Genomic DNA, 13,163 nt, shown 5'->3' with positions numbered 1-13,163 from the left:
AGGCGTACTTCACAGGGATTCCCTGGCGAAGTACGCCGTCGCTTTTTTTAAAATATCGCGCTCCATCTTTACCCTCGCCAGCTCAGCCCGCAACCGCGCCAGCTCCATCTGCTCAGCGCTCTTCGCGGCGAACTCTTTGATGAGTTCCTTCCAGCCCAGGGCGTGCCATTTCACCTTTAAGGGCAAATACCGGTCACTGACTGAAATTGCGGGCCTTGAGGGCATTGACCGAGGACAGGCCAGTCGGATCGCGAAACTGCTCCTCCTCGCGCCGGATATCATCGAGGGCTGCGTGACGGGGGGGGAAACGGATTGGCGCTAGAGCACTTGGTCCGACGTGCCGTTCCTTCAGACTGGTGTGAGCAGCGCACGGAGTTCGGCCAGTCAAGGAATAACATCTCCTGAGCGGGACCGGCAATCAGAGTTAATCCGTTCCTTCTGGGGCTTGCCTGCTTTCACTGCGTCGCGCCTCAGACGGATTCGATAAAGGCGTTCAGGTGAAGCCATTCGTGCTCGAACGCCGGCATTGCCGCCGTCACCGTTTTCAGTCGCCGGCTCTGCTCGCGTGCTCGATTGCCACTCGAGCTTGCCGTAATCACTGCGAGAGTCGGCCACGGATTGCTCCAGAGGTTTCGACGGCCGGCATAGCCTCGGTCGGGATCGACAACCATTTATCGAGGGTTTCCAGCAACCTGGACAGATTGAGTGGCTTGATCAGGCAATCGTCCATGCAGCGGCGCTGCATTTCTGCGCCACCCGACGACACTTCCCTCGGCTTGGCCTGGAGGAGTTTGGGTGGCTGCAAGTTTGAGGCGGCCACCGGGTGCATGTTCGAAACGCGGTTCATCAGCGCCTATGCAGACTCGGACAGCACAAGACTGGCCGCCTTTTCCGCCACCATGAAAGTGGCGGCGCAGATGTTGGCCGAAGGAATCGCCGGAAACACCGATGCGTCGGCGATGCGCAGTGCGCCCACGCCGTGCACGCGCAAGCTGGCATCGACGACTGCGAAGCGGTCTGAAGCAGGGCCCATCCGGGCCGTGCCGTTCAGGTGATAGGACGAGGCGCCGACTTGCCGGATGTAATCAAGCAATTCGTCGTCGCTCTGGACGAGCGATCCAGGGAGTGTCTCCGCCTCGAAATAGGGTGCCAGTGCCCGCGTTGCCAGCAACCGCCGCGCCAAGCGCAGGCCTCGCAGCATGCCCTCGCAATCTGCCGCGTGCGTGAGATAGCCGGCTTCGACTTTAGGCGATTGCAAAGGATCAATGGAACGCAGGGAGACACTGCCGGAACTCGCGGGACGATGCAGCCAAAATCCGCAGCTCATGCCAGGGTAACGATCCAGCATCCCAACTTTACCCGCCCGGTAGCTTGCGGGCGAAAACACGCCCTGAAGGTCAGGCCGCCCGCAGGTTCCGTCCGACCGCCAATGAAAGTGGACGATGGACGGACAAACCGCGAGTACGCTAGGCCGGCCCAGAGCCCACTTCACCGCCTCCCACCAGAGCCTGGGTGGGCGCGCCAGCTCGTTGATCGTCGTGACGTTGCGCGCCTTGGCGACAACACGCACGGCGAAATGGTCACGGAGGTTCGCGCCCACACCCGGCAGATCGCGAACTACGGGAATGCCCAGGTCTCTGAGTAGCTCTGCAGGCCCGAACCCGGACAGCTGCAGAAGTTTCGGCGTGTTGATCGCGCCAGCGCAGACGATAACCTCTTTGCGCGCGCGAACCGTAGTGGTCGGAGCCCTGTCCCCATGCAGGTATTCGACTCCGGTTGCAGTGCCTCCCTCGGAAAGTATCCGCGTCACCTGCGCGTTCGTCCGAATGTCGAGGTTTCGTCTGCTCACCGCGGGCCGAAGGAACGCACGTGAGGCGCTGACTCTGCGTCCCCGATGAATCATGCGCTGGTAATAGCCGGCGCCTGCCTGAGACGCGCCGTTGTAGTCGCGATTGCCGTGGATTCCGAGCTCTCCGGCACCCTGAAGGAAAGCCTCGGTGAGCGGATGGATCCAGTCGTTCGTGGTGACAAAGAGCTCGCCGTCGCGCCCGCGAAACTGATCGTCGCCGTCTCCAAGGAAAGCTTCAGACCGGCGGAAGTGCGGAAGCACGGAATCAAAGTTCCAGCCGGGATTCCCCAATGCCTCCCAATCATCGTAGTCCTCCCGCTGCCCGCGGTTGTAGACCATGCCATTGATGGCGGTCGACCCGCCCAGCGTGCGACCTTGCGGCAGAAGAATGGCGCGGCCGTTGGTCTGCGCCGCCGGCTCTGCCTCGAACTGCCACGTGTACTTCTCGTTCTCCAGCATCTTGATAAAACCGGCAGGCAGGTGCAGGAGTGGATGCACATCGGGAGGGCCAGCCTCAAGCAGGCAGACGCGAGCGTTGCTGTTCTCGGAAAGACGGGCAGCAAGCAGGGAACCGGCGGCACCGGCTCCCACAATCACGTAATCGAAAGTGTCCACGTGGTAGTTCTCAATACGCGGGCGTCCAGCCACAGGATCAGTCCCTGCGCTACCGCCAGAGGGCGCACTTACTCTCAGATTTCTTGATAAATATTTCCGATCCTGGCATCCTCTTCACCAGCGTCGAGTAGTCCCACGGTACTTTCGATTCCGAAGGCGTCTTGACCCTCATGAGGTACATGTCGTGCTCGTAGCGCCCGTCGGGCCGTACGACGCCCTTGGCGTAGAAATCGTCCAGCGGTGTTTTCTTGAAGTACGCCATAACTGCGTCAGCATCGGTATTGCCGACCGCCTGAACCGCTTTGAGGAAGTTCATCGTGGCGGAATAGTCAGCCGCCTGTAGGTCCGTGGGCATGCGCTTGTGCTTTTCGAAGAATCGACGCCCGAACTGCCGCGTTTTGTCATTGAGGTTCCAATCCCAGCTTGTGGTGTAGTGCAAGCCTTGGGCGGTCTCCAGCCCCAAAGAATGGATGTCGCTGATGAAGAAAATGAGCGACGCAGTGCGCATGGTCTTGGTCACGCCGAACTCGCGCGCGGATTTCAGGGCGTTGATCGTGTCCGCGCCGCCGTTGGCTAGGGCGAGGACCTTCGCCCTAGACTGCTGCGCACGCAGCATGAAGGACGCAAAGTCGGACGCGTTCACCGGGTGGACGGCAGCGCCGACCACTTTGCCACCGCCCGCGTTCACGACCGCCGTTGTATCTGCCTGCAAAGCATGGCCGAACAGGTAATCGGCCGTCAAGAAGAACCAGGTATCTCCACCGGACTCCACCATGGCTCGCCCGGTTCCACGGGAAAGCGCAACCGTGTCATACGCATAGTGAATGGTATTGGGCGAGCACTGCTCGTTGGTCAGTGCCGGCGTACCGGCCCCGATGGATATGAATACGCGCTTCTTTTCCTTGGCCAGGGCGGAGATGGCGAGAGCCGCCGCGGAATTCGTCCCCCCGAGGATCATGGAAACATTCCGGGTGTCGATCCACTCCCGAGCCTTCGCGACGGCGGTGTCTGGCTTGTTCTGGTGGTCCGCCACGAGAAGCTCCACCGCTCGCCCCAGAACCTTCCCGCCGAAGTCATCGATCGCCATCTGGGCGGCCACTGCGCCGCCATTGCCGTCCAGGTCTTGATACTGGCCGGAAAGGTCCGTCACGAACCCGATTCGAACGGGTCCGGGCGCCTGCGCAAAGCTCAGGTTCGCTGCCATTGCAGCGCCGATGAACAACGCCCCCCACCATTCGCAGTGTGAAGTACCGCTGACGCGGGATAGATTGCTTGCGCCCGGTTTGCTGTGTCTGTTGTTCATCATGTCTCCTTGCTTGGTTGAAGTGTTCATCCGGTCAAAGCGTCATCGGCTTCGCGAAGGCCGCACGACAATAACCTTGGGCTCGGTGAAGTGCAGCACCGAGTGAGCGATACCTTCCCGCCCAAATCCGGCTTGGCCCACTCCACCGTACGGCATGTGGTCGGCCCGCCAGGTGCAGGGACCGTTAATGATCACGCCGCCGGCCTGGATCGCATCGGCCGCACCGAATGCGACGTCCAAGTCGGCGGTGTAGATGCCATGGTGAATGGCGCCGCCCACCGAGTTGATCTCCGAGATCGCCTCCTCGATCAAGTCATAAGGATTCACTGCAACCACCGGTCCGAATGCTTCCTCCTGCATCACCTTCATTTGGGATGTCGTCTCGGTGAGCACAGTGGGCTCGAAATAGGCGCCCGCCCGACTGCCGCCGTGAACGAGTTGTGCTCCGCCATCTACAGCGTCCTGCACCAGCCGCTCTATCCATGAGCAAGCCTCTTCGTGGACCAGCGGGCCGATCGGATGGGTCGCCTGGAGTTCCCGCACGGCATCTACCAGAAGCGAGACCAATTCCGGGAAGATTGACCTCGCTGCGTAGATTCGCTGGACCGAGATGCACGATTGCCCAGAACGGACAAATGCGCCCGCTGCGCACTCACGCGCAGCCTGTTCCAAGTTGGCGTCAGCCGCCACGAGAACCGCGCCCACGCCGCCTAGCTCCAACTGCACGTGCTTGCGCGGGGCAGCCTCCTTGATCGTCCAGCCGACTCTGCCCCCGGTGAAGCTGATTACCGGCAGCCTCGGGTCTCTCACGAGCTTCATAGTCGTGTCGTTGTCGACGTCCAGTACAGCGACGGCCGCCGCAGGCCAACCTGCGTTGACCGCCATTTTCCCCAGGTCAACCGAAGCGCGTGCAGCACCGGGGGCCGGCTTGAGGATGATCGACGTGCCGGCCGCGATGGCGGGCGCGAGCTTATGAGCGGGGATGAGGAGTGGACCGTTGAATGCGCAGATTCCCAACACCGCGCCGATGGGCTCGCGCCTGACGATGCCAAACGCCCCGCGCGCACGCTCTACCGAATCCAGGTCAAGGGCCGTGGACCACCCAGCGAGCGTGTACGCCGCTGTGAGCCGGAACACCTCGGCCGCCCGCTGAACTTCCAGGCGCATGTCGTGCTCGGTCAGGAAGCCGCTGTCCTCCGCCAGCTGGCGCGCAAGCGGCGTAGTTGCCCCCCTGAGCGCTCCGGCAATTTTCTCGAGGGTGCTCGCGCGGTCGTGGAGCGAGGTTTTTCGGGTGGTCTTGACAGCCTCGTATGCATGCTCTACGCAAGCCTCGACAAGGGCCGGCTGGATCTCGGATTCGCACCCGTTGACGTATCCGCGCCTGTTCATGATCCCAATGACCCCCAAAGGGGCATACGGAAGGTGAGATCCAGATGCTTCACGAGATGACTGAAAAGTTTGGCGGCGCGCATCGGTCACATTTTGGCCAACTCCCTTTCCCGCGTCTAATTCATTTTTTTGGATCTTTTATGAATAAAATGAATATTCAGCCATGACCCACCGATTCACGCTCCGGCAGCTAGAATATTTCGTCGCCGCTGCCAGCGCCGGCCAGATTTCCATTGCTGCCGCCCAGTGCAACGTCTCGCAGTCCGCCATGACGGTGGCCGTCCGCAACCTGGAAGATGCGTTGGGCGCCAGGCTGTTCGTTCGGATCCGAGGGGGCGTGGCGCTCACCCACCAAGGCGAGGTGTTTCTCCACCGGGCCAAGACGGTCTTGGATGCGGCAGGTGAAACGTCCCGCTTTCCGTTCCACGAGCGTACCGACGTCGAAGGAGACCTGATTGTCCCCACTACGTACATGGTACTTGGCTACTTCCTTCTTCGTTCGCTGGCCAATTTCCGGAAGCTCTTCCCGCGTGTAAACGTCGTACCGACGGAGCTGACGCGAGAACAGATAGAAAGGAGACTGGCTCGCGGGCAGATCTCGATTGCTGCGGTGATCCTGTCGAATCTGCAGTCGCCCAAGCGGGTCCACAGCCTTCAGCTGATCCAGTCTCGGCGCCGGGCTTGGGTCTCCCATGATCACCCGCTCGTCGGGCGTGAGTCCGTCAGTCTGGCTGACCTGACCGACTACCCGTATGTGATCCCTCGAGTGGACGACGGGGAAATGAACGCGAAGATCCGGTGGCAGGAAGCAGCTAAGCAGCCGGTGAGCTGGTTGCACGCATCCTCGTTGGAAGCGGTCAGGGAAATGGTGGCGATCGGTCTGGGCGTGACGATCCTGCCGGACATGCTTTTCCACCCATGGTCGCTGGACGGGCGCCGGATCCACGCCATCCCTGTTTCGTCGTCCATTCCGGATATCCGCGTCGGACTCGTGTGGTCATGGGAAAGGCCACTGTCGGCGTGCGAGAGCGCATTCCGGGAGTTTCTGGCGCTCTCCGCGTCGCGCTAACCCGGTAGCCCCAATACTGTTCATATTAAGTTTTTGCAACGGATGCTGCCCGATAGCTCCTACCTCAGCACCGTCTTCGACGGCACCGACCGCGAGCGCGACTCGGGGCAAACGGTGCGAGGGTCCTTGATCCGCTGCATTGAATCGCCTGAACCCTTCGCTCACTATTGATCCGGTTCTATGAAGTTTGAATTTTTTACACTTTTTTGTCTGCAAGATGACAAAAATAGTTGTGACTTTAAAGGGCCGGATCAATAGGTTCCGAAATACGTGGAGAACTGTCCTCTTTGGATCCCCCGCACCCGACCAATTCACAATCACAACCGGCAGACCGGAGACCCGCGCCAATGCTCACATCGGGCTGGTGAACGCTCACCGGCTCAACAGAGAACAGAGAGAAAAATCCGAGGTAAGTGACGCCGGAAACGGGGATGGTGACGGGGCGACGCTCAAGAGCGCAAGGCCGGGAACCGCGCCAGTACTGGTGATTCGGGCAGAAAGAAGCCCAACTGATAACAGTTGGGCTTTAGGGGGTATGGTGGTGGAATGCGGACCTCGGTTCAAACTCGCTCTCACAACAGGTGAGGAACGCATCGGGTATTTGTCCCTGCATTGCAGAGAGTGGCCATTTTGAATTACGACAAAACGAAAGAGGAAGCCGAGACAGAAAACCAAAATACCTACAATTCAAAGTGTGTTGGCTGGGGTCGGGCAATCAATCACGCACTCCGGAATCACCGGTCACGCTCATCCGGATACGCAAAACGGCTCACGCCAGACGCGGATGAACTCGGTCACGCCACTGTCGCTGCCCGCTAACCCTGGGCGGCCTCTGAGGCGGAGAGTTTGCCCTCGGGACTTTCCCTGCGGTGTCTGGGAGCAATGTCGCGGGGTGGTGCCTTGGGCCATTTCTTGACCATGTTGCATGACAACCCAGTCAGTTTTGTAATCGGGCTGTTGGAGAGTTTGTCGCGTAGTTTCATGCGCCTGACCTTGCCTATCGTTTCCATGGTGAACACGTGTTTGTTACATGCTGCAATATTTAGCAGGTCAGTGGAACACCCTGGTCAACTTTGGATCGGCACTTCTCGCTTTAAGTGGTCAATTTCGGTCGGCGGCAACACTCACGAAGCACATCGGCAAATGCCTGCGCAGCAGGCGACATGACGCGATCACGGAACCGCAGCAAGCACAGCTCCCGTTGGATCACAGGTTCAACCAGCCTTTGGAATTGGATACGGTTGAACCGGCGCACGGTGCGTGTGTATGACGGCAGCACGCTGATGCCCAGCCCGGCGTCGACAAGAGCAACTGCCGTCGCGATGGACGAAACTTCATAGTGCATGTGCAGCTTGATGCCGGCGGCGTCTGACGCGCCGTTGACGAGCATCTGCAACGTGTTGTCGCGTGCAAAACCGATCAGTGGAAACTGGGACAGTTCGTGCCACTTGATCTGCTTGTGACGCGCCAGCGCATGGCCAGCAGGACACGCCAGCACCAGTTCGTCATCCATCATCACCTCGATCACCAACAGTTCCAGGTGAGTCCGGTCAATCGGCGTAATGCCAAGATCCGCCTCACCATCCTGCACTAGCCGCTGAATGCGAGCAGGGCTCGCGTCGTCACGCATGACGATCTGTACGTCCGGATGCGCGGTGCGGAATTGCTTCAGCATGTTGGGCAGCAGGGTCGATGCGAACATCGGAGTCGCCGCTATCACGAGGCGCCCGCTCGCCCGCTCTGCACGGGTGCGTGTTTCGGCAACGGCGTGATGAAGGTCGGACAGCAGGCGCTCGGCTAAAGGGAAAAAGTCGCGGCCCGCATCTGTCAACTTGACGCTGCGCGTTGTACGTTCGAAAAGCAACAGGCCAAGGTCTTCTTCCAGACCGCGTACCAGCATGCTAAGGGCCGGCTGGCTGAGATGCAGTCGATTTGCCGCAGGCGAAAACCCGCCCATTTGCGCTACCGCAACGAATGCACGCAGGTGTCGCAAAGTAATATTCATTAGAACTACTTATGAATTTATAAATATTTATCAATTGTAGCTATGTCAGATTCGCCGCAAACTTCGTTCTGCTAATTAATTCATCACCCGACTGGCCCCTATTTTCAAGGGCCGCACAACCGAGAAGTCTTATGCAAACCCCCGGAAATCTTATTGAGGACACGTTCGACGTTCTGGTAGCTGGTGCTGGCGTCACTGGTATCTGTGCAGCGCTGGCCGCTGCACGTCAAGGTGCACGCACTGTATTGCTGGAACCACGGCCCTTTATTGGGGGAAATGCCGCAACGGGCCTGTGCATTCACACCTACAAGACCAAGAACGGGCGCCAAGTGGTCTACGGTATTGCACAGGAAATCATCGACCGGCTGATCGAGCAAGGCGGCGCTGTTGGCCATGTGCCGCTGCCTGAAGGTTATGTGCATTCTGTAACGCCAGTTGATGCCGACCTCTTTCGCATGGAAACCACAGCCATGCTGGCGCGCGAAGGCGTCACCATTCTCTACAACACCGCTCTGATCGACGCATCAACCCGGGATGGTCACATTGAAAGCGTGCTGGTGTGCAGCAAAAGCCAGTTGGGTTACATCAAGGCGCGCTTCTTCATTGATGCGACCGGCGACGCCGATCTGGCCGTCAAAGCCGGTGCGCCGGCGCGGGTGGGCTGGCCGGGATCTGGTGCCATGCAGCCTGTTTCTATGATGATGCGGGCGGTGTCGGTCGACACGGCTCGGGCCTGCGCGGCGCTTTCGGAATTCGAGTCGGCCTGGGCGTCCAAGCGAGGTTGTCCAGACCCAATCCCGGTCTACTTTCACGGCTCATTCACGCGCTGGAACCAGCAACTGCGGGAGCTGGGTGTGTACGATCATGATGACCACCAGTTCTGGACCAATACCGTCTGGCCTGACCAGTTGAACTTTAACGGCAGCCGCATGGCGAATATCGATGGTAACGATCCGCTTTCACTGTCGCGCGCCACCGTCGAATTGACTTCGCAACTGCAAAAGCTGGGGGCCTTCCTGCGCGCCAATGTGGAGGGCTTTGAGCGCGCATCTTTTCTGCCAAATGCCTTTGTCGGTGTGCGCGAAACGCGTAACTTGCAGGGCCTGTACGAGCTCAATGAAGACGACATCCGCGTCGGCCGTAAATTCGCCGACACCATCGGTCAGGGCTGCTTCCCTGTGGATATTCACCACCCCGACGGCAAGTCGCAGCAGCACATCGACGTCGGTGGAGATGGCGCTTACGATATCCCCTACAGATGCCTGGTGCCCAAGTCGGTAGAAAATCTGCTGGTGGCTGGTCGGTGTATTTCGGTGACTCAATATGCACACGGTGCCACGCGCAACATGGCGCCGTGCATGACGACCGGCGAATCAGCCGGCATTGCCGCCGCCTTGTGTTCGCAGCAGTCCATGCCAGCGGCCGAGTTGCCGATGTCCAGGCTGCAGCCCGCGTTGCGGCGCGCCGGGGTCTACCTCGGTGAGATGGCGGCATAGAGCTGCCAATTCACACTTTGTCTGCTCAATTCAACGAAAGGCTTTCAGATGATGAATCCATGCACCCGCCGTGCCCTGATGGGCGGTCTTGTGGCCCTCAGTTTCAGCGCCGCGACCTTATCTGCGCACGCACAAGCTTACCCCGCCAAACCCGTGCGCTTCGTGGTCCCGTACCCGGCCGGCGGTGCCTCGGACATCACGGCCCGGCTTTTAGCAGAAAAGCTTAGCGAAAGTTACGGTCAATCTTTTATTATCGACAACCGCCCAGGAGCGAATGGCATCATCGCGCTCGATGCGATTGCAAAGTCACCCGCCGATGGCTACACCATCCTGATGGGTAATGTTGGCCCCAACGCCATCAATGCAGGTCTTTATCTCAAACTGCCTTTCGACCCGATCAAAAGTTTTTCACCGATTACGTTGACAACTTCTGTGCCCATCGTCCTTCTCGTCAATCCGGAGTTTCCTGCACGGACGACTGAGGAGCTCATTGCATATGCCAAGGCCAATCCCGCAGCGGTGAAGTTCGCCTCGGGCGGGTCGGGTTCGGCCACTCATTTGACAGCGGAGTTATTCAAGAAAATGGCGGGCATCAACATGGTGCACGTTCCCTACAAAGGTGACATTCCCGCGATGACCGATGTGATTGGCGGGCATGTCACAATGACTTTTGCCACCTCCATCGCAGCAGCCCCCTTTATTGGGACAGGCCGGCTTCGCGTGCTTGGCACGGCATCCAGGAGTCGCCCGAAATCGCTCGCACAGTACCCAACGATTGCTGAATCTGGGGTCAGCGGCTTTGAGTCCACGTCATGGGGTGGAGTCCTAGCACCGGCGGGAACGCCTGCACCGGTCATCGCATCATTGCATGATCACATCGTCAAGGTGCTGGCTATGCCCGACGTGCGCGACCGCCTTTCCAAGCTTGGTGCTGACGTGGTCGCGAGCACGCCAGAGGAGTTCGCCACCCATCTGCAGTCGGAAATCACCAAGTGGTCGGATGTGATCAAGAGTGCAGGTGTTAAGGTCGAATAAATAACAGCAGAGGCTATCGTGCCGCGATGCATGTGCTTGGACAATGACCGGCAATCTGCTTGTGTGTGAATACTTGGGCCGAGAAGTGCTTCCGCGCGCCGCAGCGCTGACCGGCGTGGTCGATTGCCAACTCTAAGCAGCTGACCAACCTGCCAGTCGCTTTAACTCAGCCGAGTCCTGCACGCGCGAATTCGATGTTCCTTCCTGGGTGCTGTTGGCCGAAGCTTGCACTCCCAATGCTGCGCAGCGGGCGCGTGCCTTGATCGACGGGTCGGAGCTTCAACGCCATGGCGTCATCGTTCGAAGCCATGCCGCAATCTATTCGCTGGAAATTTGCCGGCTTGCCTTGTCGGCGCCGGCCTGCTGAGCAATTACCCCCTTAACTAAAAGCCACAATGAAACTCGTCAGACACCGCCAAGCCGGTCAGGAGCGCCCCCAACTCATAGACTCCGAGGGCAATATTCGTGACCTCATTGCAATTTTCGATAACTTTGGTTTTGCATTCTTTGCCAAAGACGGTATAGGCAGGCTGAAATCCTTCAACATACTAAGTCTGTTGAGGCCCAGTCACGTCATGCGCCTGGGCATCGACGGTCTCGGCATCCAGGAGCAACGCGTCTTGCGTTGGGGAGAGCAGTGAGTTCTATGGCTGGTCCCCTGCTCGGATGCATTGCGGACGACTTTACCGGCGGCACCGACCTCGCCGGCGTCCTGGTAAAGCAAGGCATGCGCACGGTGCAGACCGTCGGTGTGCCGCAGTATTCGGCACCGGAGAATGTTGATGCCATCGTTGTCGCGCTGAAATCCCGGACGAGCCCGCCCGCTGATGCGGTGCGCGAATCGCTCGAGGCTTTGCGCTGGCTACAACAGGCCGGTTGCCGGCAGTTTTACTTCAAGTATTGCTCCACCTTCGATTCAACCGCCGAGGGTAATATCGGACCTGTGGCGGAGGCGTTGCTGGACGCGTTAGGGGTGGACTTCGCGGTGGTTTGTCCCGCGTTCCCGGCGAACAAGCGCACGATTTATCAGGGCCATCTTTTTGTGGGTTCAGCACTCCTGAACGAATCGGGCATGCAGCATCACCCGCTCACCCCCATGCGCGATGCGAACCTCGTACGCATGCTGCAGCTGCAGGTCCGGCATCCCGTGGGGTTGATTGACCACGGCACGGTGGCGCAGGGCGCCCCGGCGATCCGTGAGCGTATCGATGCGCTGCGGATACAGGGAAGGCGTTTTGCCATCGTTGACGCGGTCACGGACAAGGATCTGATCGAGATCGGCAGTGCCTGCGCCGGAATGCCGCTGGTGACTGGTGGCTCGGGCCTGGCGATGTGGCTGCCCGGCAATTTCCGGCGGGACGGAGCTCTGCGCGATAGCGCCGGTGCTGAGCGCTTGTCAGTGCCTGCCGGGCTTCGCGCTGTGGTGTCAGGCAGTTGCTCTTCGACCACATTGCGGCAGGTCGAGCAAATGCGACAGCGTCATCCGTCGTTTTGCGTCGATCCTGCCGCATTGGCGCGCGGGGACGATGTTGTTGGGCAAGCACTGGCCTGGGCGGAGGCCCATGTCGCTGCAGAGCCAGTCCTTATTTACGCCAGCGCAGATCCCGAATCCGTAAAAGCGACACAGTGCGTCCTTGGGACTCAGCGTGCTGGTTTGCTGGTCGAGGGCGTATTGGCAGCCATTTCCGCAGGTTTGGTCAAAACTGGCGTTGCACAATTGATTGTTGCGGGCGGCGAGACTTCAGGAGCTGTCGTGAAGGCGCTAGGCGTGTCGGGCCTTTACATCGGGCCGGAGATTGATCCCGGTGTGCCCTGGACCACCTCGATGGGGTCTACCGCAAGCGGCCAGCCGATTGCACTGGCGCTGAAGTCGGGCAATTTTGGCACTGATGATTTTTTTCTCAAAGCATGGGACCGCCTGTCATGACAACTCAATTTGATACAACGAGCAAAAGGCGCGCAAGAGAATTGTGATGTGTGGAGCGTCGCTTGAAGCTGCGGTTTATGCGGCCGAGGAACTGGAAGAGACTGCAAAGCTGTTCCTGCTTTTACGCAACACGCCTACACAGGCGCTTAATGCGGCGCAGGTTAAGGAACTCGGGCGCATGAGGTTGATCACCGTCGCAAAACCCATCGAAGGGAGGCGATCAAAAAGCCGCCATTGAGTACACTTATCAACAGTTGCTGATTCAAAAATTGGCGACCCGCCCTGGCTCATTCTTGAATCGGCAGGGTGGGGGTGCGGCGGAATTGTTGGACTACTTAGAGGTAGTTCACGTACTCTTACGAAGACCGCATTCGAGCAGTCAAGCTTTATATAAAGCTCGGGAAACGCACTGGAGCGACCATTCGACGGTTGGGTTATCCGACAAAGAATAGTCTCAAGAACTGGCATCGGGCAT

10 protein-coding genes and 1 pseudogene are annotated in these 13,163 nt (G+C 59.2%); 5 read left to right on the top strand and 6 right to left on the bottom strand.

Going from position 1 to position 13,163, the window contains the following annotated elements; translation table 11 throughout:
- The 5 genes and pseudogenes from HHJ18_RS11070 to HHJ18_RS11050 all read right to left on the bottom strand — a co-directional run.
- Window positions 1-120 (bottom strand): annotated as a pseudogene (locus tag HHJ18_RS11070) (IS3 family transposase); the annotation flags it as partial.
- Window positions 121-595: 475 nt separating this feature from the next.
- Window positions 596-847 carry a hypothetical protein gene (locus HHJ18_RS11065; RefSeq protein ID WP_296915257.1) on the bottom strand — a complete coding sequence of 84 codons (252 nt, stop codon included), beginning with the start codon at window positions 845-847 and terminating at the stop codon, window positions 596-598.
- A 6-nt stretch (window positions 848-853) separates the two neighbouring features.
- Window positions 854-2,464 (bottom strand): GMC family oxidoreductase N-terminal domain-containing protein, encoded by a 1,611-nt coding sequence (locus HHJ18_RS11060; protein WP_296915254.1) that lies wholly within the window; start codon window positions 2,462-2,464, stop codon window positions 854-856.
- 49 nt (window positions 2,465-2,513) lie between these two features.
- Window positions 2,514-3,668 (bottom strand): ABC transporter substrate-binding protein, encoded by a 1,155-nt coding sequence (locus tag HHJ18_RS11055; RefSeq protein ID WP_296915260.1) that lies wholly within the window; start codon window positions 3,666-3,668, stop codon window positions 2,514-2,516.
- A 141-nt stretch (window positions 3,669-3,809) separates the two neighbouring features.
- Window positions 3,810-5,156: an aldehyde dehydrogenase family protein gene (locus tag HHJ18_RS11050; protein ID WP_296915251.1), complete on the bottom strand. Its 1,347-nt coding sequence runs from the start codon at window positions 5,154-5,156 to the stop codon at window positions 3,810-3,812.
- Between the two features lie 163 nt (window positions 5,157-5,319).
- Here HHJ18_RS11050 and HHJ18_RS11045 point away from each other — a divergent pair, with 163 nt between their 5' ends.
- Window positions 5,320-6,225 carry a LysR family transcriptional regulator gene (locus tag HHJ18_RS11045; RefSeq protein WP_296915248.1) on the top strand — a complete coding sequence of 302 codons (906 nt, stop codon included), beginning with the start codon at window positions 5,320-5,322 and terminating at the stop codon, window positions 6,223-6,225.
- A gap of 1,093 nt (window positions 6,226-7,318) precedes the next feature.
- Here the strand turns inward: HHJ18_RS11045 and HHJ18_RS11040 are convergent.
- Window positions 7,319-8,230: a LysR family transcriptional regulator gene (locus HHJ18_RS11040; RefSeq protein WP_296915245.1), complete on the bottom strand. Its 912-nt coding sequence runs from the start codon at window positions 8,228-8,230 to the stop codon at window positions 7,319-7,321.
- A gap of 131 nt (window positions 8,231-8,361) precedes the next feature.
- Here HHJ18_RS11040 and HHJ18_RS11035 point away from each other — a divergent pair, with 131 nt between their 5' ends.
- The 4 genes from HHJ18_RS11035 to otnK all read left to right on the top strand — a co-directional run bounded on the left by HHJ18_RS11035 (window position 8,362) and on the right by otnK (window position 12,688).
- Window positions 8,362-9,726 carry an FAD-dependent oxidoreductase gene (locus tag HHJ18_RS11035; RefSeq protein WP_296915242.1) on the top strand — a complete coding sequence of 455 codons (1,365 nt, stop codon included), beginning with the start codon at window positions 8,362-8,364 and terminating at the stop codon, window positions 9,724-9,726.
- A gap of 48 nt (window positions 9,727-9,774) precedes the next feature.
- Entirely contained in the window at window positions 9,775-10,761 is a 987-nt protein-coding gene (locus HHJ18_RS11030; RefSeq protein WP_296915239.1) for a tripartite tricarboxylate transporter substrate binding protein, read from the top strand.
- Between the two features lie 395 nt (window positions 10,762-11,156).
- Window positions 11,157-11,402: a hypothetical protein gene (locus tag HHJ18_RS11025; RefSeq protein ID WP_296915237.1), complete on the top strand. Its 246-nt coding sequence runs from the start codon at window positions 11,157-11,159 to the stop codon at window positions 11,400-11,402.
- Between the two features lie 5 nt (window positions 11,403-11,407).
- The gene (gene otnK, locus HHJ18_RS11020; protein ID WP_296915235.1) at window positions 11,408-12,688 is read left to right on the top strand and encodes a 3-oxo-tetronate kinase; all 1,281 of its coding nucleotides are present in this window, start codon (window positions 11,408-11,410) and stop codon (window positions 12,686-12,688) included.
- The last annotated feature ends 475 nt before the right edge of the window (window positions 12,689-13,163 follow it).

The sequence above is a fragment of the Polaromonas sp. genome (genome assembly GCF_012927455.1).
Lineage (GTDB): Bacteria > Pseudomonadota > Gammaproteobacteria > Burkholderiales > Burkholderiaceae_C > Polaromonas.
The sequence above is the reverse complement of the archived record's forward strand: the minus strand, read 5'-3'. Positions and strand labels throughout refer to the sequence as shown.